This is a genomic window from Rhizobium vallis (assembly GCF_003985155.1).
GTDB classification, from domain to species: Bacteria; Pseudomonadota; Alphaproteobacteria; order Rhizobiales; family Rhizobiaceae; genus Rhizobium; species Rhizobium vallis.
In genome coordinates this window covers 33,916-56,547 of the sequence record NZ_ML133703.1, presented here as the reverse complement: position 1 = coordinate 56,547, position 22,632 = coordinate 33,916, and the positions used below count along the sequence as shown (strand labels likewise).

At 62.0% G+C, this 22,632-nt stretch carries 22 protein-coding genes; 17 read left to right on the top strand and 5 right to left on the bottom strand.

The window, feature by feature from the left end; all coding sequences use genetic code 11:
• Positions 1–4 precede the first annotated feature (4 nt).
• Both EFQ99_RS31590 and EFQ99_RS31585 read right to left on the bottom strand, forming a co-directional pair.
• Positions 5–364, bottom strand: a complete 360-nt coding sequence (locus EFQ99_RS31590) for an SRPBCC family protein (protein WP_126924974.1) — start codon at positions 362–364, stop codon at positions 5–7.
• Positions 365–375: 11 nt separating this feature from the next.
• Positions 376–690 (bottom strand): ArsR/SmtB family transcription factor, encoded by a 315-nt coding sequence (locus EFQ99_RS31585; protein WP_007628095.1) that lies wholly within the window; start codon positions 688–690, stop codon positions 376–378.
• Between the two features lie 322 nt (positions 691–1,012).
• On the opposite strand from EFQ99_RS31585, the gene EFQ99_RS31580 reads away from it, so the two are divergent.
• From EFQ99_RS31580 to EFQ99_RS31545, 8 genes are all read left to right on the top strand, one after another.
• Complete coding sequence (locus EFQ99_RS31580) at positions 1,013–1,225, top strand: hypothetical protein (RefSeq protein WP_126924973.1); 213 nt, start codon at positions 1,013–1,015, stop codon at positions 1,223–1,225.
• A 292-nt stretch (positions 1,226–1,517) separates the two neighbouring features.
• Positions 1,518–3,206: a portal protein gene (locus tag EFQ99_RS31575; protein WP_126924972.1), complete on the top strand. Its 1,689-nt coding sequence runs from the start codon at positions 1,518–1,520 to the stop codon at positions 3,204–3,206.
• A complete protein-coding gene (locus EFQ99_RS31570) occupies positions 3,206–3,547 on the top strand; it encodes a hypothetical protein (protein ID WP_126924971.1) in 342 nt (113 codons plus the stop codon). Before EFQ99_RS31575 ends, EFQ99_RS31570 begins: the two co-directional genes overlap by 1 nt.
• Complete coding sequence (locus EFQ99_RS31565; RefSeq protein ID WP_245441621.1) at positions 3,531–4,265, top strand: hypothetical protein; 735 nt, start codon at positions 3,531–3,533, stop codon at positions 4,263–4,265. The genes EFQ99_RS31570 and EFQ99_RS31565 overlap by 17 nt, the downstream gene beginning before the upstream one ends.
• 6 nt (positions 4,266–4,271) lie before the next feature.
• Positions 4,272–5,291, top strand: a complete 1,020-nt coding sequence (locus EFQ99_RS31560; protein ID WP_126924970.1) for a major capsid protein — start codon at positions 4,272–4,274, stop codon at positions 5,289–5,291.
• Between the two features lie 184 nt (positions 5,292–5,475).
• Positions 5,476–5,880 (top strand): Bbp16 family capsid cement protein, encoded by a 405-nt coding sequence (locus tag EFQ99_RS31555; protein WP_126924969.1) that lies wholly within the window; start codon positions 5,476–5,478, stop codon positions 5,878–5,880.
• Between the two features lie 5 nt (positions 5,881–5,885).
• A complete protein-coding gene (locus tag EFQ99_RS31550; RefSeq protein WP_126924968.1) occupies positions 5,886–6,311 on the top strand; it encodes a hypothetical protein in 426 nt (141 codons plus the stop codon).
• 233 nt (positions 6,312–6,544) lie between these two features.
• Entirely contained in the window at positions 6,545–8,566 is a 2,022-nt protein-coding gene (locus tag EFQ99_RS31545) for a hypothetical protein (RefSeq protein ID WP_425376295.1), read from the top strand.
• A 30-nt stretch (positions 8,567–8,596) separates the two neighbouring features.
• On the opposite strand, the gene EFQ99_RS31540 is transcribed toward EFQ99_RS31545, so the two are convergent.
• Complete coding sequence (locus EFQ99_RS31540) at positions 8,597–8,824, bottom strand: hypothetical protein (protein WP_126924967.1); 228 nt, start codon at positions 8,822–8,824, stop codon at positions 8,597–8,599.
• 182 nt (positions 8,825–9,006) lie between these two features.
• Positions 9,007–9,183: a hypothetical protein gene (locus EFQ99_RS35240; RefSeq protein ID WP_164736475.1), complete on the bottom strand. Its 177-nt coding sequence runs from the start codon at positions 9,181–9,183 to the stop codon at positions 9,007–9,009.
• A 322-nt stretch (positions 9,184–9,505) separates the two neighbouring features.
• Here EFQ99_RS35240 and EFQ99_RS31535 point away from each other — a divergent pair, with 322 nt between their 5' ends.
• Positions 9,506–10,957: an oligosaccharide flippase family protein gene (locus EFQ99_RS31535; RefSeq protein ID WP_342635434.1), complete on the top strand. Its 1,452-nt coding sequence runs from the start codon at positions 9,506–9,508 to the stop codon at positions 10,955–10,957.
• A 446-nt stretch (positions 10,958–11,403) separates the two neighbouring features.
• Positions 11,404–12,312, top strand: a complete 909-nt coding sequence (locus tag EFQ99_RS31530) for a polysaccharide pyruvyl transferase family protein (protein WP_126924966.1) — start codon at positions 11,404–11,406, stop codon at positions 12,310–12,312.
• A gap of 172 nt (positions 12,313–12,484) precedes the next feature.
• Here EFQ99_RS31530 and EFQ99_RS31525 read toward each other — a convergent pair whose 3' ends face one another.
• Positions 12,485–13,321 carry an alpha/beta fold hydrolase gene (locus EFQ99_RS31525; protein WP_126924965.1) on the bottom strand — a complete coding sequence of 279 codons (837 nt, stop codon included), beginning with the start codon at positions 13,319–13,321 and terminating at the stop codon, positions 12,485–12,487.
• Between the two features lie 356 nt (positions 13,322–13,677).
• Between EFQ99_RS31525 and EFQ99_RS31520 the strand changes: the two genes are divergently transcribed.
• From EFQ99_RS31520 to EFQ99_RS31490, 7 genes are all read left to right on the top strand, one after another.
• Entirely contained in the window at positions 13,678–13,872 is a 195-nt protein-coding gene (locus EFQ99_RS31520) for a hypothetical protein (RefSeq protein ID WP_126924964.1), read from the top strand.
• Between the two features lie 209 nt (positions 13,873–14,081).
• On the top strand, positions 14,082–14,711 hold the full coding sequence (locus EFQ99_RS31515) for a phage connector family protein (RefSeq protein WP_126924963.1): 630 nt from the start codon (positions 14,082–14,084) through the stop codon (positions 14,709–14,711).
• Entirely contained in the window at positions 14,704–16,785 is a 2,082-nt protein-coding gene (locus EFQ99_RS31510; RefSeq protein ID WP_126924962.1) for a phage tail protein, read from the top strand. The genes EFQ99_RS31515 and EFQ99_RS31510 overlap by 8 nt, the downstream gene beginning before the upstream one ends.
• Positions 16,775–17,242, top strand: a complete 468-nt coding sequence (locus EFQ99_RS31505; protein ID WP_126924961.1) for a hypothetical protein — start codon at positions 16,775–16,777, stop codon at positions 17,240–17,242. Before EFQ99_RS31510 ends, EFQ99_RS31505 begins: the two co-directional genes overlap by 11 nt.
• Positions 17,235–17,774 carry a virion core protein, T7 gp14 family gene (locus EFQ99_RS31500; protein ID WP_126924960.1) on the top strand — a complete coding sequence of 180 codons (540 nt, stop codon included), beginning with the start codon at positions 17,235–17,237 and terminating at the stop codon, positions 17,772–17,774. The genes EFQ99_RS31505 and EFQ99_RS31500 overlap by 8 nt, the downstream gene beginning before the upstream one ends.
• Before the next feature lie 9 nt (positions 17,775–17,783).
• Positions 17,784–19,988, top strand: a complete 2,205-nt coding sequence (locus EFQ99_RS31495) for a hypothetical protein (RefSeq protein ID WP_126924959.1) — start codon at positions 17,784–17,786, stop codon at positions 19,986–19,988.
• A 77-nt stretch (positions 19,989–20,065) separates the two neighbouring features.
• On the top strand, positions 20,066–22,543 hold the full coding sequence (locus tag EFQ99_RS31490) for a hypothetical protein (RefSeq protein ID WP_126924958.1): 2,478 nt from the start codon (positions 20,066–20,068) through the stop codon (positions 22,541–22,543).
• The last annotated feature ends 89 nt before the right edge of the window (positions 22,544–22,632 follow it).

Genomic DNA, 22,632 nt, shown 5'->3' with positions numbered 1-22,632 from the left:
CGTGTCAGGCGGCGAGCATGAGGGGCGGGCTGTTGCTGTTTGCCGGCGCTCTTGCCATTCCATCGACCCTTGCGTCCGTCAGTTCATGGACGATCCGAAGGCAAGTGCCGCCAGTGGCATTCGGGGTGACCGTGAACGTCACGGTGCTTTCAAGGAAAGGCGGGTTATCGTCACGCAGCTTGTAGCGAACTTGCTCGCCGGGGGTGACGGTGATCGCATCGGGATCAGCCAATGCCTCCTTCGGCAACCACCTTTCCCGAAGTTCGGGAATGGTGACAGCACGCCAGACCTTTTGCGGCGGATCGCCCAGGTCAAACTCCAACTCGACGCCGCTATCCCACGCCTTGGTCTTCGCTTCGTTCATTGATCCCACGTTCATTGATCCATGTCCTTCAGCAAGACTTTGAGTGCTGCGATACGTTCCGGCCAGTAGGCGCGGTATTTTGCCAGCCACTGGGCGATGAGAGCCAACCCATCGGGATCGACTTCGTAATTCACGAAACGCCCCTGTCGCTCTTCCCTCACGAGCTTTGCGCTGCGCAGAACTGCGAGGTGTTGCGACATCGCGGGCTGGCTGATCTCCATGCCCTCGCGCAAGGCACTGGCGTTCATGCTCCCTGCCGCCAGCTTCTCAAAGATCGCACGGCGGGTCGGGTCTGCCAAAGCTCGGAAAAAGTCATTCTCGATCATGCGAACACATAAGCACGGACTTATGCGATTCGCAAGCTATTTCGTGGCAGCTTTCTGTTGCTGCGGCGGGGAGAAGATGCCGGCAGGCAGATGAACGCCTTGAGCAGCAAGCGAAAGGCAGAGTGGCGGTGGCAAGTCGCGAGGGGTGTTCGTGGCGGCAACCATCCGGGGCGTAGAGATGCATGGAGCCCTCCCGGGTGGAGGGAAGAGCGTTGTGCAGGGCAGGGGCGGACACGCACTCTCCCTTGCTGCCTTCCGGCCTTGGCCTGCGCTCTTCCCTCGTTCGGGCCGCCTTTGACGCCAGCAAGATGGATGATGCCCCATGTGTCTGTTTTCCAAGCCTTCCCAGCCTGATCCGCCGGCGCTTCCGCCGGAACCGGCGCAATTGAAGCAGCCGGACGGGGCTGCGGTTCGCACCGCCGTTGGGCGGCGGACGGAGGATCGGGTGCGGTCGCGGCCAGATACGATTCTGACGTCGCCTTCCGGAGTGACGACGACGGCGCCGACCGAGAAGAAGACGTTGCTTGGGCAGTGAGGCTCGCGGTGCGGGTCTTGGCGCTGGCGCGGGCAAGGCCTGCGTAGGGGCACCTGCGCTCGTTGCTCGGCGTCATCCCAGGCCTTGGCCGAGGATCCGCTAAGCCGTCGCAGATGCTCGGGACAAGCCCGAGCATGACGAAGGAGAGGGTTGGTCGGCCTTTTCACAGTGAGAGCGCAGATCCTGTCTGCGCGGATATTACCCGCTTCGGCCCTGCCGTGGGGATGCAACGCAGCTTGGCTGCGGGGATGGACACCAACGCAGGCTTGGCCCGCATGGAGGCAAATGAGGCATGAGCGACAACGCACCGGATCATGAGAGCCAGATCACCTATCACCGCCGGCGGATGGAGGAGCTGAAGCGCATCCGCCAGCCGTGGGAGGCTGTGTGGCGGCAGTTGGCGGATTATATCGAGCCGACGCGGCTGCGGTTGACCGAGAAGGACGAGGGGGCGGTGAGCCGCGCCAAGATCATCGACAGCACAGGGACGTTTGCGCACCGGACGCTGAAATCGGGGATGCATTCGGGCATTACCTCGCCGGCGCGACCTTGGTTTCGGCTGACGACCTATGATCCGGATTTGAAGGATTTCGCGCCGGTGAAAGAGTATCTGGCGGCTGTGGAACAGCGGCTGCGGGAGGTGTTTCAATCCTCCAACGTCTATAACGCCTTTCATACCGGGTATGGCGATCTTGGGCAGTTCGGGCAGTCGGTCGGCATTCTTTCGGAGGATGCCGACAAGGTGGTGCGGATGCAGCAGTTGCTGCATGGCAGCTTCTGGATTGCGCGCGACGAGAACGGCCGGGTGACGACGCTCTATCGGCGGTTTCGCTGGTCGGTGCAGCGGATCGTTTCCCGCTTCGGTTACGACAATGTCAGCCAGACGGTGAAGAATTTCTACGACAATGGCCGCTATGACGAGATCCTGACGATCTGTCATGCGATCGAGCCGCGGCTTTCGCGCGATCCCGACAGGATCGACAAACGCAACAAGCCGTTCCTTTCCAACTATTGGGAAGAGCAGGCGGGCGACAAGCGGCTGCTCGAGGAAAGCGGTTTTGACGAGAACCCGCTGATCGGCCCTGCCTGGGAGATATCAGGCGACGACAATTATGCGACGTCGCCGGGGCAGATCGCGCTCGGTGATATCTCGATGCTGCAGCTGGAACAGCAGCGTAAGCTCGAGGCGATCGACAAGCTGGTGCGGCCGCCGATGACCGGGCCGACCTCGATGCGCAACAACCCCGCGTCGCTGCTGCCGGGGAAGATCACCTATGTCGACGATCCGAACGGGCGGGGTTTTCGGCCGGCGATGGAGATTCAGCTCCGGCTTTCCGAGCTGGCGAGCGATATTCGCGAGACGCAGGAGCGCATTCGCCAGGCTTTTTATGCCGATCTGTTCCTGATGCTCTCGCAGATGGAGGGCATCCAGCCGCGCAACCAGTTCGAGATCGCCGAGCGCAAGGAGGAGAAGCTCTTAGCGCTCGGGCCGGTGCTGGAGAATATCTACGGCGCGCAGCTGGAGCCGACGATCGACCGGACCTACCAGATCCTCAACCGGCGGCGCGAACTGCCGCCGCCGCCGAGGGAATTGCAGAACCAGGAGCTGAAGATCGAATATATCTCGATCCTCGCCCAGGCGCAGAAGGCGGTGGCGACGGGCAGCATCGAGCGGGGCTTTGCCTTCCTCGGGCAGGTCTCGGCCGTCAAGCCCGAGGTGCTCGACAAGGTCGATGCCGACGAGGCGGTCGATCTCTATTTCGACTATCTCGGAGTGCCGCCCTCCGTCGTCGTGCCCGACGACGAGGTGGCGCAGCTCAGGGGTGCGCGCGCCCAGAAGCAGCAGATGGCCGAAAATGCCGAGATGGCCGCGAAGATGGCGCCGGCGGCAAAATCCGGCGCGGATGCGGCGGCGGTGCTGGCGAGCGCCGGTGAGAACCCGAACGGGGCGGCCCTTCTGCAGCAGCTGGGGCTTGGCTGATGAGCGACCCCAGCGACTATCTCTCGCCCGCCGAAAAGTATGAGCGCGAGGCGCTTGTCGCGGCTTTTCGCGAGGTCTTCTCGCTGCCTTCAGGCAAACGCGTGCTGTTCTGGATGCTGGAGCAATGCGCGATCTACCGCGAAGCCTTTGCCGGCGAGGCGGTGAACGCGACGCATTACACGCTCGGCCTGCAAGGGGCCGGGCGCAAGCTGATCGCCATGCTCGACGAGGTCGACCAGCGCTTCTACCCCAGCCTGCTGCTCGAAATCGCCACCATCAAAGCCATCGACCGCGAGGTCGCCACCAACATGAGGAGTGAAGACGATGATGTCGACGCATGAGCGCATCGGCCGGCCTGATATAGCATGGAGCGCCGAGGGCGCCGGCAGCGGCGGCGGGGAGCCGGAGAATGTTTTGTTTCCCGATGACGTGCCGCAGCAAAGCGGCGCTGGCCGGGGTGACGCAGGCGCGGGCGGCCGGAGCGAGGTGCAGGCCGATCCCGCCAGGACCGATGAGGAGAAGGCGCCTGATAAGGCCGGGCAGAACGGCGACGAGACCGCGCCTGATGAAGCCGACAGGGTGCCGGAGGATGGGAAGTATACGCTTACCATGCCTGACGGCATTGCGGTGGACGAGGAGCTGCTCGGCGCACTCGGGCCCGATTTCCGTGAGCTGGGGCTGACCAACAGCGAGGCGCAGAAGCTTGCCGACCGGTTCATCGCCATCCAGGCGGGGCGTGCGGAAGCGCGCGGCAAGGTCTGGGGCGAGACGGTTTCGAAATGGGCCGATGACGCCAAGGCCGATTCAGAGATCGGCGGAAGGCGCTGGGACGCGACCGTGCGTGACAGCCGGCGCTTCGTCAACAACATGGGAACGCCGGCTCTGCGCGAATATCTGGAGGCGAGTGGTGGCGGCAACCATCCGGAGCTTATTCGTATTTTTGCGAAGGCCGGGGCGCTCATCAGAGAGGACGATCCGGCCACCGGCGGCGCCGGAGGCACGGGCAGGCCCGTCGATCCAGCGCATGTTCTTTTTCCGAACGATGCACCGAAAGGCTAAAGTGATATGGCAACAATCGGCAATAGTTTCCCTCAGCTGATCGACATGCACAAGGGCTCAACCGAGGGCTCCGTTGTCGAACTGCTGTCGCAGCAGAACCCCATCCTCGACGACGCGATCGCGACCGAATGCAACATGGGCGCTTCGCACCGCCACATGATCCGCACCGGCCTGCCATCCGTCGCCTGGGGCCGCCTCTACCAGGGCGTTCCGCAGTCCAAGGCGACCATGCAGCAGGTCGACGACACGACAGGTTTCGTCGAGGCCATGTCCGGCGTCGACGTGCGCCTCCTGAAACTCGCGCCCGATCCGGCCAAGGAACGGCTGACGTCTGCCGCCCCCTTCATGGAGGCGATGAACCAGGAGGTCGCGACCGGCATCTTCTACCACAATACCGAGACGACGCCGGAGAAGTTCAAGGGGCTTTCGGCCCGCTATTCCAGCTATTCCGATACGCGCGGCACGATTGCCAACCAGGTGGTCAACGGCGGCGGAACCGGCAGCGACAATACCTCGATCTGGTTCGTCACCTGGGGCGATCATGCCAGCTCGCTGATCTATCCCAAGGGCACCAAGGCCGGCGTGAGCCACGAGGACAAGGGCGAGCAGCGCGTGCTCGACGAGAGCGGCCAGCCCTATTTCCGCAAGGAAGACTACTGGTGCTGGCATGTCGGCATGTTCGTGAAGGACTGGCGCTACAATGCCCGCGTCGCCAATATCGACGTGTCGAACATGCTTGCCGGCTCCGTCGACCTCTGGGCGCTGATGCGCAAGGCCTACTATCGCCTGCAGTCGCGCCGCCGCGATGGCGTCGCGAGCCGCATTGCGATCTACATGAACCGCGACGTTCTCGAAATCCTCGACGTGCAGTCGAGCGACCGAAGCCTGCTGGCGGCCAACCCGAACTATACCGGGCTGACGCACATGACCGTCGAGGGCAAGGAAGTGCGGGCCTATCGCGGCATTCCGATCCGCGAGACCGACGCCATCCTCAACACCGAGGCGGCGGTCCCCGTTGCGCCCTGACCGGGCCTGATTGGCTAGAGCGGTTCAGCTTTTCATGGAAACGCAGAACCGCTCTAACTTTTTGTTTTTACGCAATTCCGGACGGAAAACCGCTTCGCACTTTTCCTGGAATTGCTCTAGAGCCCGTCGCCATTGGCGGCGGGCAATCATCCCAAGACATCACCAGACCCGAGAGGCATCTCAGATGATTTTCGACAAGCAGAGCCTGCTTTCCGACGCGCAGGCAATCACCGCGGATGCGGCCAGCACCAATGTGATCAACCTCGGCCCGATCGCCACCGGCACGGTGCGCAATATCGGCAAGGGCAAAAAGATCCCGCTTTCGATCCAGGTGGTCGAGGCGTTCAACAACCTGACCTCGCTCGAGGTCAAGGTGCAGGTCGACGACAACGAGACCTTCACCTCGCCGAAGCAGATCGGCACGACTGGCCTGTTGGCGCTCGCCGACCTTGCGCTCGGCAAGAAGATCAACATCGACAGCGTGCCGCGCGACGCCGACGAGCGCTTCTTCCGCCTGTTCTACGACGTGACGGGAACGGCGCCGACGACAGGCAAGATCACCGCCGGCGTGGTCGCGGCGACGGAGTAGCCGCCATGGTGACGGTGACCGCAAACGAAAGGGGCTATTTCGACGGCGAGCTGCGCGACATCGGCGCTTCCTTCGTCGTGCCGGATGCTCTCTGGAACGACGAGGAGAGGCGGCCGAGATGGGCAAGCCTTTCGCGCGAGGGCGTCGGCGCTGCCCGGATCGTCAGGCCGAAAGTCGGTGAGGCGGACGGTGTTGCCGAGATTCCCGAGGACTGGCAGAGCCTGTCTGTGGCGGCGCGCAAGGCGCTCGCCAGGGCGATCTCCGGTGAGCCGGTGCCGAATGTGAAGGACGCGGACGGGGCGATCGCCGCTGAGATCGCGCGGCGCGCGGTGGATGCTGGTTCGGGCGTGGGCGACAAGGTGTCTGGGAATGGTATCCAGGAGGCGCTTGGACAGCAGCAGCCCGATTGGGTTGTGCCGGCTGCGTCGTAGCCGGTGCAGAGTGACGGGGAGGGCGTGTTTTGCCCTCCCTCAGACTGATGACAAAGCCGCCAACTTCTCTTTCGTCATGCTCGGGCTTGTGCCCCAAGCATCTGCCTCCGCGCGATAGGGCAGCAGATCCTCGGCACAAGGCCGAGGATGACGCCGAGTGAAGAGCTGGGCTCGTCGACAAATCCGGAGGGCGCGTTGCCCTCCTTACCGCACTCCAGACGAGAAACATCTTCATGGCTGAAATTTTCAATGAGCAGCGGGTGATCGGTGTGCATATCGTTCCTGATGGAACGGTGCTGCACAATGGGCAGCGCGTGGTGGGTATCCGCGAGGCGGGGAGCGGCGTGCTGTTTACCGGTGGCCGGCGTGTGCTCGGCGTCAGCGTGCTTTCGGGCAGCGAAGTGATCTATAACGAGCAGGTCGTCATCGGCGCGGTGATCATCCGGGACGGCCGCACACTCTATAATGGGATGCCGGTCGTGACGGTCAGCGGCAGCGGTGCGGCACCCGTTGATCCCGATCGCTACATGTTCTTCGCGACGCGCAACCGCATGCCTTCGGGCGCGCTGGTGACGGCCGCGGCGGGGACGAACTATGTCTGCTCGAAGATCGTCGTGTCGTCGCCTTCATACCGCACAAACACCTTCCGCTTTCATTTCTCCGGCTTTGCCTCGACGGAGGGCGGAAACAGCCCGCAGGAAACGATCTATGCCGGCAATGCGACTGTTATCGACGGGCTTTTGATCCGGGTCGGCGGCGCATTCCATGCCTGCAGCTTTGCCGGGGCGGCCGGTGTCACGATCGCCGATCAATCGCAGGGCGCCTGGAGCGATCCGCTGACGCTTGCCGATGCCGTGGCCGCCGAGACCGACATCGAGATCTGGCTGTTCTACCACACCGATGCCGGGCAGATGCAGCTGCCCGTCTACCGCATCCAGAAGCATCGCGGCGAACGCATATGGGGTGCGGCCGATTACGCATCGCTGCTTGCCTTCAAGGACACGCCCGATGCCGACAGCACGCCGGCGCTGGAGACGAATTACGGCGGCCAGACGCAGCCGCAATATTACGGGCCTGATTTCATGGTGGCGAAGGGCGAATGGGACGGACGGCCGGTCGCGCTCGTTGCCTGCGACAGCATCGGCGAGGCGAGGCAGGAATTTTCCGCGGCCGCGGACCAGAGGGGCAATCTCGGCTGGCTGAGGAAATGGCTCGACTCCGCCTGGCGGATTCCGCATCTGATGATCGGCATGCCGGGCGCTGCGGCCTTCCGCGAACTCACCGGCTCCGGTGCAAGCATCGCCACGCGGCGCTGGGCGATCGTCGATGAGATCATCGCCTTCAACGGCGGCAAGCGGCCATTCACCGTCATCCTCAACCAGATGGGGCAGAACGATACGACGACGCCCTATTCCACTTTCTTCACGACGCGTTACCTCGGCTTCGTCAACCGGCTGCGCGCCCGCTACAGCGGCGTGAAGATCGTCGCGCTGCCGCCGCTCGGGCGAACCAGCGCCACCATTGCGATCACGCTGACCTCTGTCGGCACGCTGGCCACGGCGACCTGCGCCTCGACCGCGCATCTGATCTCCGGCCAGAGCCTGATCATCGCGGGCGCCACGCCCTCGGCCTATAACGGCACTTACGTGATATCGGTCACCGGCCCGACGACCTTCACCTATACATTCGCCGGCGGCACTTCGCCGGCGACAGGCACGATCACCGCCGCCGACGATTTCAGGACCGAGGCAAGCCAGACATATGCCGCGCAGAATACCTATCCCGCCGATGGGACCGATGCCTCGAACAAATGGCGCCTGCGCAGCGACATCCTGGCCAAGACCTCGGCGTGCTGCGACGACGGCATCGATACGCTCGCCGCCTGGCAGGGACCTGCCGGCATGGGCAAATGGCCGGGGCAGGTCGACCTGCCCTCGAGCGTATTGACTGTTCAGGCCGGCACGGACGGCGTTGCCACCTATACTTCAATCCAGGTGGCCGACGGTTCGATCTTTTCCCCCGAGCAACCGCTTCGCATCTACAGCGCCGACGGCCTGACATTGCTGCGCTCGCCGACGATCGCTGCCGTGAATGGCAACGTCCTGACGCTCGCGGCAGCGGCAACGGTGCTGCCGGCGGGCAGCCTCGTCAGGCAGGCGGTGTCGCCGGATGGCGTGCATCCTCATCCCGCCATGGTGAAACGGATCAGGCTGGGTGTGGCGCAGGGGGAGAAGGAAAAATTGAAGGTGGCGTGACGTCCACGCCCTCGTTTCACAGGCTGCGCTTCAGTTTTCGTCTTTTATGTGCCGTCCGCCGGCCATCAAGCGAAGCTGATGTTCGTCGTGAACGCCCTGCCGGTAAAGCTCGATGACGAGGGAGCCGATGCTGTCGGCTTTCTCGCTGGATCTTTCGATATCAAGATCAGCGCAGACAGCTTCGTGAACGCGCCGGCAAACATCGAGATCCGCCGAAGAGAGCGGTTCGTCGCGTGTGCTGAACAGCTTGTCTGACATCGCCTAACCCTTTTCGATGCCTGTGAATCGCTATCGAAAAAGATAATTTCGCGATGTTTCTTCTGCAAGATGGACGAAGGCCCAATCTCGAAACAATCAAGAAACGCGGCAAGTAAAGGCCGAGGGCGGTCGAGGCGAGCCGGCCACGGGCGCCTGGGTCTTCCGATTGCTGAGCGCATGATCTATTCCGTCGCGGGAGCCTTGCCGCCTTCGCGCGACAGGCGCAGCGCCTTCAGCCGCTTCGTCTTCTCCTTGCGCGCCCGCTGCTCCGCCTCGATGGTTTCCTTGGCGGTCCGCTCGGTATTCTCGAAACGATGCTGCCGATAAGCCTTTGATGAGGGTTCACGTTCTCTTGTCATGGCCGGGAAACGCAAGCCGGCGGAAACGGTTTCATGGAAAATGGGAAATCTGCCGCGACCCGGTGGGTGGGCTGGCCGGAGAGGGTAATACCCATATAAGTCGGGTATTAAGTATTTCAGGCATATCTCTCGTCAGAAAATGACACTATGAATTATTGCATGATGACCGTAGGTAAGCCGGCGGCATTCCTCTTCAGGTGCAGCAAATGATTTCTTCGCAAGGACGGCGCCCGCGTGAATAATTGGTTTCTTCATGCTTCTTGATTGAAACGGTGTCTCATTTCTCGGTACTGGAAAGCAGGTCTCCAAATTGTCTGTTAGTGTGAAGAAGAAGGCTGTGGCATCGGCGCTATGGTCTGTTGTCAGGATCGGCGTAGATCAGGTTTTTTCCTTTGTTGTATTTGTGGTTGTTGCTCGTATTCTCGGACCCGTCGAGGTTGGGTTATTTGCACTTGGCATGATTGTTTCCGAAATGGGTCGCATATTCGCGACCTCTGGTTTTTCCGACGCTGTCACCAAAGCGAGGGAAGACGATGAGGAGATCGTCTCGCGAGCAGCCTTCTGGGGCAATATGGGCATGGCTGTCGCCTGTGCCGCGCTCATAACCATGCTTGCCCAACCGATTTCTTGGCTTATGGGAAGCGATCGGCTGGAGGGGGTTCTCATCGCCCTTGCCTGGACACTTCCGATTTCTGCCGGCGGCGCAATTCACATGGCGCGCCGGTTGCGCCGGTTCGGGCACAAGACGCTCGCCATTCGATCCATCATTGCGGGTTTGATCGGCAGTGCTGCCGCCGTTTGGGCAGCCCATGAGAATTTTGGCGTCTACGCCCTGGTGATACAGCGCTTCATCACCGAACTCGTGACAATGTTGACGGCGTGGCTTGCCTTTCGCTGGTGGCCATCGGTCAATTTCACACGGGCGCAGCTGATGGAGGTTCTTCCCTTCAGCGTGAGCATGTCCGCTTCGAAATTGATCGGCGTGATCATTTCGCGCGTGCAGGACATGATTATCGGGGTTTTCGTCGGTCCGGCGTCCGTCGGCTTCTATCGCGTCGCCCGGCGGACGATCGACATGCTGTCGATCGGCACCCTGACGCCCATCTCCACGGTCTCGGTCAATCTCTTCGTCACCATCCGCGAGGATCAGGCAAGGGTCAAGCAGACGTTCGTCCGTCTGCTGAGCGTCGCCGCCGCGGTGTCGTTTCCCGCTTTCTTCGGCCTGGCTGCGGTCGCCAAGGACCTGGTGGCAATCCTCTATGGAGAGCGGTGGCTTGACGTCGTACCGATGATGCAGGCGCTGTCGCTCTTTTGCATACCGAGCCTGTTCGGCCTGCTCTTCCTCTCCATGCTGACCTCCTTCGGTCAGTCAAAGAAGGCTCTCCGCTTCACGACCATACAGTTTTTCGTCACCGTCGCATTTGCTCTCATTGCCGCGCCTTTCGGCGTGTGGCCGATCATATTGTCACTGCTGGCGCGCGGATATGTGATGATCCCCTATCAGATCAAACTGATCGAACCGCATACGCAATGCTCGTTGTCCGAAGCAGGGCTGGCTATGCTGCGGCCGCTCGTGGCTGCCCTGATCATGGCCGTTGCCTGCTATTGTCTCGCGACTTACGGGCTTGCGCCTATTCACAATGCTATCCTGCGCCTCGTTACTGCGGTCAGCGCCGGGATGATCATCTATACGGCAGTGCTGTTTCTGACTGACCGTCAATCGATTATTTGGTTGATCCAGCTATCAAGATCTCGTTCCGAGAAATTCAGCTAGTATAGAGATCTGCGATAGGCGCATTTGCCGCCCGTACTACTGTGCGTGCAAACTGAAAGGTGTGGCAAGCAGCCCAATGGGGCCGCTTGCCTTTTCTTTTTCGGGTTGTTCGATGCATTCGATGTGATGCCGGCCAATCAATATTCGGCTTGGAATATAGTTGGCGAAGCTTTCCGTCTTAAATTTTAGGTTGCTTTTTAGCGGTTTACCTTCTTTTGGAAAGCTTGTTTATCTCTTTGTAGAATCGATGTAATCGATACTCGCCTGCCAGTATGACTTCAATTTACAATTCTGTGGATATTGGGTGATTACAGCCAGAGCCTCTTATCTGGAGGCATTTCCTATGCATTCAATAAGAGTGGGGCCGATCAATGTGTCGGCAGGGGATATAGTTTATGGAGTTTGCTTGCCCTGAAGTTCAGGGCGGCTTTGAGATGGGGGTCTCAATGAAAATGTTCGCCTTCAGTAAGGTTTCCAATTTCGGGGATCAGTTGAATCATTGGCTTTGGCCAAAACTGTTGCCCGCGGGATTCTTCACTGAAAACGATGACAGGCTGTTTCTGGGGATCGGCTCTGTCCTTTATGACAGCCACCCCGCCAATGCGCAGAAAGTTGTATTCGGGGCAGGCTATGCCGGATATTCGGCGCTTCCGACCATCGACGAGACCTGGAAGCTCTATTTCGTGCGCGGCAAGAACACCGCCGCAGCCTTGAACCTGCCTGAAGATATGGCGATCGGCGATTCCGGCATCCTCATAAGGGCCGTTACGCTTCCGAAATATGAAAAGCGCTTTCGCGTTTCCTTCATGCCGCATTACGAAAGCGCGATGTTCGGCAGCTGGGAAAAGATCTGCAACAAGCTCGGCATCAATTTCATCGATCCGCGATGGGACGTGGATATGGTGCTGGAGCACATGCTGTCGTCGGAGCTCGTGGTTTCCGAAGCCATGCACGGCGTCATCATCGCAGATGCGTTGCGGGTGCCGTGGAAGGCGATCCTGCCGCACGATCCGAACCATCGGAACAAATGGCACGACTGGGCAAGCGTGCTCGATCTCAAGATCGATTTCCTGCGCCTTGGGCCATCCAACGCGCTGGAATGGCTGATGAGTTTCTTTTGGGGAAGGCGACGTTTCGTCTACGCCCTGCGGAAACGCCGAGACAAATTTTTCAGCTTCGGTTTCGGTTTGCCGCTGACAACCGCTATCGGTGCACTGAAAACGGCCAGCCAGGCCAATGGCCAATTGAGCTCCGATACCAGCATTGAACGCGTGACAAGCCGCATGCTCGTCGAGCTCGATCGCCTGAAGACGGATTTCGCTCCTGCCGCCATGGCGATGAGCGGCGCGTATTGATCCGTGCCGCGCTTAAGATGCAGGACAGGGGATGACGGCACTGGCCCGAATTGCGCAGGCCGTCAGCTAGCTGTCTGATCCGAGATCCGGCGGTGCAAGGCCAATTCTGACGCAACCGGATGCAGGTTGCGCCGCCAACCGGGCGCCTCGTCGGCGCCCGGTTTTTTGCGACTCAGCCTTTGAGGAAGGCGAGGAGGTCGGCGTTTATGACGTCGGCATGAGTGGTGCACATGCCGTGCGGGAATTTCTCGTAGACCTTCAGCGTGGCGTTCTGCAGGAGCTTGGACGAGAGCAGGGCGGAATCGGCGATCGGCACGATCTGGTCGTCATCGCCGTGCATGACGAAGGTCGGCACGGTGATGATCTTCAGGTCTTCGGTGAAATCGGTTTCCGAAAAGGCCTTGATGCCGTCGTAATGCGCCTTGGCGCCGCCGATCATGCCCTGGCGCCACCAATTGTTGATGATCGGCTCGGAGACCTTCGCGCCCGGCCGGTTGAAGCTGTAGAAAGGGCCAGCCGGGAGATCGCGATAGAACTGCGAGCGGTTGGCGGCGAGCTGGCTGCGCAGGCCGTCGAAGACTTCGATCGGCAGACCGCCGGGATTGGCATCGGATTTGACCATGACCGGCGGCACGGCGCCGATGAGGACGAGCTTGGCGACGCGGCCCTGCGGCTGGCCATGGCGCGCGACATAGTGGGTCGCTTCGCCGCCGCCGGTGGAATGGCCGACATGGATCGCGTTGCGGAGATCGAGATGCTCGACGACAGCGGCGGCGTCCGCCGCGTAATGATCCATATCGTGACCATCACCCACCTGGGTGGAGCGGCCGTGGCCGCGGCGGTCATGGGCGACGACGCGGTAGCCGTGATGCAGAAAGAACAGCATCTGGGCATCCCAATCGTCGGAGCAAAGCGGCCAGCCGTGGTGGAACATGATCGGCTGGGCGTCCTTCGAACCCCAATCCTTGTAGAAGATATCGACGCCGTCCTTGGTGGTGACTGTGCTCATGGCATGGCTCCCTTGGTTGGTTGGATTGATGCAGGCGGAAGTCTGCGCCGTCGTCGGCGCAATTGGGCAAGGTCATGGGCGCGGCTCGAAGGTTGCGCCCGGTGCGGATCTACGTATCTAACGTGTCTTGCTATTCGATGGATATGACAGATTTCCATAGGTGACGGCGCAGATAAGTAAAGCCACGGAGGTCACAGTCGGATCGTTTTGACGCCGGGCGCTCGCCGTGCCCTTCGAGGCCCCTGAGGATAGGGATCTCTTGAGCGGTTTCAACGGGAAGGCGCCAGCGGTTACACCTGCGTAAAGCTGCCATCGGTGGTATTCTGGAAACTTCCAGCCAATGGGGGGCGGGTAAGATGGCGAAGTTGTCAGGAGAAAAAGACGGCGACAGCTCGGCAGGACCGACCAAGGCGACGCATGCTTCGACAACAAAAGGGGACGACGCCCATCAAGCGATCATCCGGTCTCTTGGGCGTAACTTCATCTATGTCTTCATATTCGCCGCTGCGACCGCCGTTGTCGTCACATCGATCATAGCGATGCTGCGTTGAACTTGGCCGACCGCCGCTGGTATGGTCGTCTGTTTCATATCGTCGGTGCGGGTCAAGGGGCCGAACGGGCCGTCATCCAAAGCGCAGCCGAGCTTTATCGGCAAGTCAACCGCACCGCTTTCACATTCATCGGGTGAAGCAGTCTTTTGGGCGTTTCGTCGCGGCAACCATTGAGGGGCTAGGGTCGCTCAACCACGGGGTTGACCGACATGACATCCATCGTTTCCATCTGCAATCTGGCGCTCGCTTCCATCGGCAAGGACAGCATCAATGCGCTGAGCGAGCCGACGGTGGAGGCGCGCGCCTGCAACCGTTTCTTTGCGCCGGCGCGTGATGCGCTGCTGCAGGCCTATCCCTGGCGTTTTGCCGGCAGGACTCGATCGCTTGCGGCAATCGAGAACGACCGGCCGGGGGAGTGGGCCTATGCCTATGACCGACCGGTGGACTGCCTGGCGATCCGGGGCATCCGTTCGGCGCTCGACGTGACCGGCGATGCTTCGGTGGGCGGCGTCTTTTCCGGTGGCGCGTCTTCCTCCGCCGGCGGGCATGCCTATGACGCCGAGGGCGGCATGATCTATTGCAATGTTTCGCCCGCCTATCTGAATTTCACGGAGAGGCTGACCGACCCGACGAAATATTCGCCGCTGTTCATCGATGCGCTTGCCTGGCATCTGGCGGTGCGGCTCGCCATGCCGCTGACGCGCGATGCGCAAGTGCGCGCCGATGCGTTTCAGCTTGCCACGAGCACGCAGGCGCTCGCCCAGACGGCGGATGCCAACGAGGCCTGGGACGGCGCCGACGATCAGGACGGGCTGACGGGAGGGCGGGCGAATGGCTGATCTGCGCGCCTACCAGCCGTCCTTCGGGGGCGGGGAACTCTCGCCGGCGCTCTGGGCGCGCGTCGACCAGGGGAAATATGGCATCGGCCTGAAGACGGCGCTGAACCTCTTCATCAATCCGCATGGCGGGGCATCGAACCGCGCCGGTCTCGCCTTCATCCGCGAGGTCAAGGCCAGTGCCAACAAGGCGCGGCTGATCCCTTTCCAGTTCAACACCGAGCAATCCTATGTGCTGGAATTCGGCCATCTCTATTTCCGCGTCTTCCGGGATGGCGGGCTCGTTCTGTCAGGCGCCACACCTTACGAGGTGACGACGCCCTATGTGCATACGGCGCTCGACGAGCTGGTGTTCGTGCAGGAGGCTGACGTGATGTATATCTGTCATCCCGACTATCCCGTGCGCAAACTGGCGCGCCACGCCGACAACAACTGGACGCTTGCCGTCGTCACCTTCGCGCCGAAGATTGCGGCACCCACTGGCGTCGCTGCCGTCCCGCTCGGCGGATCGGGGAGCACGACCTATGGCTATAGCGTCTCTGCCATCGACAATGAGAGTGGCGAGGAAAGCCTGCCGACCGCGCCCGTTTACGTCAACAACGACCTGACTGTGACCGGCCGCAGGAACCGCATCACCTGGGCTGCGGTGGCGGGCGCCTCACGCTACATCGTCTACAAGAACGACAACGGCGTCTATGGCTATATCGGCGGCACGGCCGGACTGTTGTTCGACGACGACAATATCGCGGCCGATCTTGCCGATACGCCGCAGACGGCGCGCAATCCCTTCAACAGCGCCGGCAACTATCCCCGCTGCGCGACCTTCATCGAGCAGCGGCTGGCCTTCGCCTCGACGAAGAACGATCCGCAGGCGGTCTGGCTGTCGCAATCGGCCAATTACGAGAATTTCGGCTATTCCTCGCCGTCGAAGGCAAGCGACGCCGTGACCTTCCGCATCCGCGCCCGGCAGGTGAACGAGATCCGCTCGATGCTGGCACTGCGCGGACTGATGCTTTTGACCTCAGGGGCCGAGTGGATCGTCAGCGGCGGCTCGCAATCCGACGCGATTTCTCCCTCGTCGATCAAGATCGACAACCAGGGCTATCGCGGGGCCGCCAGGGTGCAGCCGATCGTCGTCGGCAACACCGTGCTCTTTGCCCAGGAACGCGGCGGGGTCGTGCGCGATTTCAGCTATGTTTATACCGAGGACAGCTTCGTCGGCAAAGACCTGACCATCCTTGCCCGCCATCTCTTCGAGAACCGACGCATCAAGGCCTGGGCCTATGCGCAGGCGCCCTATTCGATCGCCTGGGTGGTGCTCGACAACGGCGCGCTTGTTTCGCTCACCTATCTCAAGGAGCATGACGTCTGGGCCTGGACGCGCCATGAAAGCGGACCTGACGACGACGCCGTTTTCGAGGATGTCACCGTGATTGCCGAGGGCAATGAGGACGTGCCCTATTTCCTCGTCAAGCGCACGATCGGCGGCCAGTCGCGGCGCTATATCGAAAGGCTGCACAGCCGCGTCTTTCAATCGGTCAACGATGCCTTCTTCGTCGATTGTGGCCTGACCTATAGCGGCGCGCCGGCCACCGTGATCGGCGGGCTGGCGCATCTCGAAGGGCAGAAGGTGGTGGCGTTGGCCGATGGCAATGTCGTTCGAAACCTGACCGTAACAAGCGGCAGTGTGACGCTCGATGTCGCCGCTTCCAAGGTGCATGTCGGCCTGCCCATCGTTTCGGCGCTGCAGACGCTCGATATCGATCTCGGCAATGTCGGCGGGCTCGGCACTGTGCAGGGGCGGCAGAAATCCGTTAGCAACGTGACGCTGAGGGTCGAGCAGACGCGCGGGATCTTCATCGGCCCACGTGACGGGGCGCGGGGCGACGAACATCTCGTGGAATACAAGCAGCGCTCGACGGAGGATTGGGACGATCCGATCGAACCCGTCACCGGCGATATCTCGCTGACGCCGCAATGGGACTGGGACACCGGCGGCAACATGTGGATCAAGCAGTTCGATCCGCTGCCGATGACCATTCTCGCGATCATGCCGGATATTACCCTTGGCCGGTGAGATCCGAGTTCTGCCCGTCCGCGCGCTTGATGTGCGCGGGGTCGCACGGCGCATGCGCAAGGCGGATCGCGACGAGGTGTGGAAGGCATCGGGCCTGACGCCGATCGGGGCACTCATCTATTCGCTGCGCAAATCTTCGTCCGCCTGGACGGTTTTCATCGACGGGCGGGCCGAGGCGATCTTCGGCGTCGGCGCCATCAACATCCTTGCCGGCGTCGGCGCGCCATGGCTGCTCGGGACCGATGCCATCGAACGCCATGCGGCCGGCTTTCTCCGGGGCTCGCTCGAGTGGAGGGACCAACTGTTGCGGCACTATCCCATTCTGAGAAACCTCGTCGACGTCGACAACCGCGTCTCGCTGCGCTGGCTGCGGTGGCTGGGTTTCACGATTTTCGATCCCGTCATCCTACGCGGTCATGAATTCCGCCCATTCGAATTGAGGTGCTTCGATGTGTGATATCGGTCTTGCCCTGGCGCTCGGCTCGACGCTGGTCAGCGCCGCCGGCTCGGTGCAGCAGGGGCAGGCTGCGAAAGCGGCCGGCAAATACAACCAGCAGGTCGCCGAGATGAATGCCGAGCTTTCCGAGCGCCGCGCGCAGGATGCGCTGGAACGCGGCCAGCAGGAAGAGCAGCGCAAGCGGCAGGAAGTGGCGAGGATCCAAGGCGCGCAGACCGCTGCGATGGCGGCGAACGGCCTCGACATCACCTTCGGCTCGCCGCTCGACACGCTTGTGGATACCGCGACCCTCGGCGAGCTCGATGCTCTGACGATCCGCACCAATGCCTATCGCGAGGCCTATGACTACCGCGTCGACGCCGTCAACCAGCGGGCGGGCGGCACGCTGGAGCGAGCGAAAGGGGATGCGGCGGCCAAGGGTGGATATCTGACGGCGGCGGGCTCGATCCTGACCGGGGTGGGCAAGGCCTATGAGGGGATCAACAGCAAGCCCACGACAGCCACCACACCGACGACATCCAAGCAGAAGTGAGGGCGAGCCATGGTCACCGTTCCCGAATACCAGAGCAATGTTGCGACGCGGCCGATCTTTCAAAGCAAGCTTGACGTTAAGGCCGACGCCGACGACTTCGGTGCGGCCGTCGGCAGGGGCATGGGGGATCTGGCGAAGGGCATCGAAGCTCTAGGGACGTCGATTTCCAACGTCAAGAAGCAGCGCGAGGCCGCTCAGCAGGCGGCGAATGGCGGCGCTGCCGAACAAAAGACAGCCGATCCCAAGTCGCTCGAGAGCGTCATGCGCGCCAAGGAGCAAGAGAACCAGCTCGCGGCCTGGGACCGCAACGCCCGATACGGCGAGGGCGGCTTCATGACGCTCACTGGCCGGGCGGCGGTCGACGGGCGCGCCGACTACGAGCGGCGGCTCATGGAGAAGCGCAAGGAATTCGGCGCGGGCCTTTCGGGCGAGGCGGCTGAACTCTATGGCCGCGCTGCCGATGCCAGGATCAATGCCTCGCTGCAAAGCGCGGTCGTCTATTCCGGCCAGCAGCGCAAGGTCTGGTTTCAGGAGAATGCAGCCGCGCGCGTCGACAGCTTCGCGAGGGATGCGGTGGTGAATTTCACCCGTCCCGATCTGGTGACGAAGAATGTTGCGGCTGGCCTCCTGGAACTGCAGGAACAGGGGCGGCTGGAGGGCTGGAGCGGCGATACGATGATGGCGCGCGGCAGCCAGTTTGTTTCCGGCGTCCACAGGGACATCACGCTTCGCCTGGCCGATGACGACCCGATTGCCGCCGACCGCTACCGGAAGGATCACGCCGGGCAGATGACCGGCGCCGACAATGACATGCTGACGGAGGCGCTCGAGAGCGAGATCAGCAACGAACACTCCAAGCGCGAGGCGGGCACGATCCTGGCGCAGGCCAGGCGCTCTGCCGAACCATCGGGCGATGCCGATGGCGGGCTTGCGGACGCCGGCGTGCCCTCCGGCCGCGCGGTCGCGACTGCCGGGCCGACCAGGCTTCGCGAGGCGCTTGCCGCGCGGCCGGCCGGCAGCGGCACGGAGGCCGTCGGCAGGCTCGACGAGAGTTTCGCCACCAACCTTGCTGCGATGATCGAGGATGCGCCGCCGGCCATTCGCGACGGGCTACAGATCCTTGGCAGCGCGAAGGGTGCCGCCAACGCCGTCGATCTCGGCTGGAACGGTCGGGCGCTGAAATCCGGCGCCGTGCCGAAGGACGTGCTCGACTATGTCAACGACCATGCCGAGCGATATGGCATGTATTTCCCCGTCATCGACGATCCCGAACAGGCCGCACCGTTTGCGACGCGCGGCGGCACTGTGGCGCCCCGCGGCAACAAGGTGACGCCGCGCGCGCTCGGCCCCTCTACCGACGACATCGACAAGAGCCTTGCCGGCATCAGCGACGACAAGGTCCGCCAGCTCACGCAAAACCGCGTCCAATCCGCGCTGGAGACGCAGGCGAGAGCTGAGGGGGCCAGGGTGGAACAGGCCAAGGCCGAACTCTGGCGAGCGATCGATGCCGGAAAGACGCCGGATGATGTGCCGCGGGAGATCCGCCAAGCGGCCGGCATGGAGGCTGTGTCGTCGGCGTGGAACTACATGCAGACGGCGGCGAAGGGCCGGGCAGGGCAGGGCGATGAGGTGCTGCTCTATGACATGCGCAGATATGCCGCCACGGATCCCGATGGCTTCGCCAATGTCGATCTCAGCGACTATCGCGGCCGGCTGACCCCGGACGCATTTCGCCAATTGGCGGAATTGCAGACCGCGGCGCCGACCAACCAGGCGGACAAGAGACGCGAGGGCGAGCAACTGGCCAATGCCTTTGCGCAATCGGAGGCGCAGCTCGAATCCATCGGCATCAGCGCAAGGGGCAGGCAAGGCCCCGAACGGGAGAGGGCGATCAAGCAGATCGCGCGCTTCCAGAACGCGCTCGCCTCCGAAATTGCCGCCTTCAAGAAGGAGAATAACGGCAAGGCGCCAAGCGAGTTCGATATCAGCTCGATGCGCAACAAGCTGCTGCTGCCGATCGTGCTGCGCGAGCCGGAGCCGGTGACGGAAACGCCGGTGCTCCATCTGGCCGACTGGCCGGATCTTGCCCCTGATAGCCGGCAAGCGCTGGCGCAGGAACTTTCGCGCGACCTCGGCAGGGAGCCGAACGAGGCTGAAGTGATGGGCTATTACAAGGGCATCGTTTCGCTTTTGGCGCTGGCGGCTGGACGGTGATGAACGGCGGCGGTCATTCATGATGCCAACTGTCTGGATTCTAAGCTTGTCTCCTCACCAGATTTGGAGACAAGCTATTGGAAACGTTGCCGGAAACCAAGATACGAGAGACGGGCGAGCTGGGAGCCGACGCTGTCGCCGGCGACGTTGTCCCGCGCTCATCTGATGAGCAGCCCGAGCAGCCGGCGAGCGAGCTTCCTCCTGCTGCTGAAAACGCGGAGACGACCGGCGATCCGGCGCCGCTGCCGGAACCAACAATACCGAATACCCGTCCGTTAGGGACCACCGCTGCCGCTGCCGCGGTCGCCCTTCGCTCTTCAGATGGAGACCCCGATCAGGTGGCGAGCGATCTTCGCCTTGCCGAGGATTATGCCAGAGAGACGGGTAGTCCAGTGCCTACGCCGGAACTGGTGAAGCAGTACCGCGACAGTTTTCGGCAGAAGACGCAGGAAGCGCAGAACGCGACGATTCTTTCGGAGTCGCCGGTTCTGTCCAACTGGCTGCTCATGCCCGGAAATGCGGTGTTGGCCGGCGATGATGTGGTGGGGCTTGCGTATTTTGAACGGATCGGTAGGCCATCTACGACCCCGGTAGGTGCGGACAACCTCGGTAGGGCTGCACCACCGGCCACCCTGTCCACTCCGGCTCCAGCCAAAAGGACTGCGCTACAGGTGCTGGCGCAAGAGATCGCCGGGGCCAGGGATAGGAGCAATGATGAGATCGCGGCACTGGAAGACCAGATAGACCGGCAGGCAGTGCCTGATCGGGATCTTTGGAAAACGGTGCTCAAGGATGTGCGAAACGGCACTGCTACGCGCGAAGATGCTCTCTCCGTACTCACCCCGGGGGTCTCCAGCTTCGTTCAGGAGGTCAAGGAGGCGGCGAAGGCTGTACCGGGTGCGGCTGTCGGATCGGTCGGCAAAGCTACCGAGGGCATTGGTCAGTGGGCGCAGCCATTGGCGGGACGCCCAGATAAAAGCGCCCTCGAGGCGTTGATAAGGGACATCGCCAGAGCCAAGGAGATCCGTGACAATCCAGAATTGATAGGCGCGCTTCGTATGCGGATAGATCACCAGCGTGACATCCTTCCCAGCAGCGCGCACGGGGCCCTCAGCGACATATTGGACGGTACCGCCACGCCGGAAGAGGTCACAGCAATTCTTACTCCTTCGGAAGCACTGAACGATTTCATCAGAGCTGTGCCAGCCACGCTACAGAAAGCGGGCCAGGAATGGCAGGATAAAGGTGCAAATCTCTATCGCCCCACTCCTGGAATGGAAGACAGCATTGGTTGGAAAGTCGGCACAGCCATCGGCTCGGCTTTGCCTGGTGCTGTTATCGGAGCGGCTACGGGCGGGACGGGGGCGATACTGTACGGCGCAGCGGAGGGCGCGGGTGAAGCTGCTTCGGGGGCTCGCAAGGCCGGTCTGGACGAGGCCATGCAGACGCAGGCGGCCCTTTACGGCGCCGTTCCCGGAGCTCTTGGTGCCATTCCGCCGCTGCGCCTTGTTCCCGGTGGCGTGGCGAGGCGCTTGCCACAAGCGGGCGCCGCGAAGTTTCTCACCGATCTTGCCGTCACCGGCGCGATCTCAGGGGCTCAGAGTGGTGGTAAACAGCTGGCGCAGAATTCGATCGCAAGATCTCTCTATGCGCCGGACAGGAATTTGTTTGACGGCGTTGCCGGTAATGCCATGGCCGATGGTTTCGCCAACATGCTGCTTGCGGCTGGCGAAACCGGCATCAGAGCTGCGTTGCGTGGTCGTTTGCCGAGTATGCGGATGAAGGGAGCCACGACTGGAGAGCCGGTAAGCATCGCCGAGATATCCCGGCAGGCCCAGGCATCCAAACTGCGTCAACGCGATCCGGAGAGGTTTCGTTGGTATGTCGCGCAGGCAACGCGAAACGGTCCTGCTGAGAGCATTTACGTTCCGGCGGACCGATTTGTCGATTACTTCGAGAAGAAAGGGATTGATCCTCGTACAGAGATCAACCGTCTCGGCTGGATCAGCCGCAGCGATCTTGACGCTGCGATCGCCGCTGGCGGCGATCTGAAAATCTCGACCGCCACCTATGCTGCGAAAATTGCGGGCTCCGAACATGATGCATTCTTTACGGAGAATGCAAAGTTGCGTCCTGATGACATGTCAGCGAGGGAAGTCGCCGAACTTAAACGGCGTGAGGAACAGGCACAGAAAGATGCCGAAGGCGCGTCCATCGACCAGCAGGCGCGTGATGCCGTCGAAGGCGCGGAGAAAGATGCTGAAACCGCCCGCGTTAATCGCGCGACGCGACGCTTCGTGAAGGAAGCACCTGAAGATGGCGAGGCTGTCGATACAGACGAACAGGCGCGACGGGCTATCGAGGGCGTGGATAAAGACGCCGAAGCCGCCAGAGTCAATGAGCAGACCGGACGCCTTGCGGGTAAGGCCTCTGGCGATGCCAAGGGCGCCGACCTGGATGAGCAGGCACGACGCGCCGTCGAGGGCGCGGATAAAGACGCTGAAACCGCCCGTATCAACCGGAAGACACGGCGCATTGCGAGGACGGCGCCTTGAGATGCCGAAGCCGGCAATCATTCGCCGTCCGGTCGAGGTTTGTTGTACGCGGGTTCCTGCACCGGAGCCTGCCCGGGGCACCCTGACAT

Excerpts from the sequence above, each read along its gene's own strand:
- EFQ99_RS31555 (WP_126924969.1), top strand. The coding sequence starts at position 5,476 with ATGATTTTCGACAAGCAGAGCCTGCTTTCCGACGCGCAGGCAATCACC.
- EFQ99_RS31540 (WP_126924967.1), bottom strand. The coding sequence starts at position 8,824 with ATGTCAGACAAGCTGTTCAGCACACGCGACGAACCGCTCTCTTCGGCG.
- EFQ99_RS31500 (WP_126924960.1), top strand. The coding sequence starts at position 17,235 with ATGTGTGATATCGGTCTTGCCCTGGCGCTCGGCTCGACGCTGGTCAGC.
- EFQ99_RS31530 (WP_126924966.1), top strand. The coding sequence starts at position 11,404 with ATGAAAATGTTCGCCTTCAGTAAGGTTTCCAATTTCGGGGATCAGTTG.
- EFQ99_RS31575 (WP_126924972.1), top strand. The coding sequence starts at position 1,518 with ATGAGCGACAACGCACCGGATCATGAGAGCCAGATCACCTATCACCGC.
- EFQ99_RS31510 (WP_126924962.1), top strand. The coding sequence starts at position 14,704 with ATGGCTGATCTGCGCGCCTACCAGCCGTCCTTCGGGGGCGGGGAACTC.
- EFQ99_RS31550 (WP_126924968.1), top strand. The coding sequence starts at position 5,886 with ATGGTGACGGTGACCGCAAACGAAAGGGGCTATTTCGACGGCGAGCTG.
- EFQ99_RS31565 (WP_245441621.1), top strand. The coding sequence starts at position 3,531 with ATGATGTCGACGCATGAGCGCATCGGCCGGCCTGATATAGCATGGAGC.
- EFQ99_RS31520 (WP_126924964.1), top strand. The coding sequence starts at position 13,678 with ATGGCGAAGTTGTCAGGAGAAAAAGACGGCGACAGCTCGGCAGGACCG.
- EFQ99_RS31495 (WP_126924959.1), top strand. The coding sequence starts at position 17,784 with ATGGTCACCGTTCCCGAATACCAGAGCAATGTTGCGACGCGGCCGATC.
- EFQ99_RS31545 (WP_425376295.1), top strand. The coding sequence starts at position 6,545 with ATGGCTGAAATTTTCAATGAGCAGCGGGTGATCGGTGTGCATATCGTT.
- EFQ99_RS31590 (WP_126924974.1), bottom strand. The coding sequence starts at position 364 with ATGAACGAAGCGAAGACCAAGGCGTGGGATAGCGGCGTCGAGTTGGAG.
- EFQ99_RS31560 (WP_126924970.1), top strand. The coding sequence starts at position 4,272 with ATGGCAACAATCGGCAATAGTTTCCCTCAGCTGATCGACATGCACAAG.
- EFQ99_RS35240 (WP_164736475.1), bottom strand. The coding sequence starts at position 9,183 with ATGACAAGAGAACGTGAACCCTCATCAAAGGCTTATCGGCAGCATCGT.
- EFQ99_RS31585 (WP_007628095.1), bottom strand. The coding sequence starts at position 690 with ATGATCGAGAATGACTTTTTCCGAGCTTTGGCAGACCCGACCCGCCGT.
- EFQ99_RS31570 (WP_126924971.1), top strand. The coding sequence starts at position 3,206 with ATGAGCGACCCCAGCGACTATCTCTCGCCCGCCGAAAAGTATGAGCGC.
- EFQ99_RS31525 (WP_126924965.1), bottom strand. The coding sequence starts at position 13,321 with ATGAGCACAGTCACCACCAAGGACGGCGTCGATATCTTCTACAAGGAT.
- EFQ99_RS31580 (WP_126924973.1), top strand. The coding sequence starts at position 1,013 with ATGTGTCTGTTTTCCAAGCCTTCCCAGCCTGATCCGCCGGCGCTTCCG.
- EFQ99_RS31515 (WP_126924963.1), top strand. The coding sequence starts at position 14,082 with ATGACATCCATCGTTTCCATCTGCAATCTGGCGCTCGCTTCCATCGGC.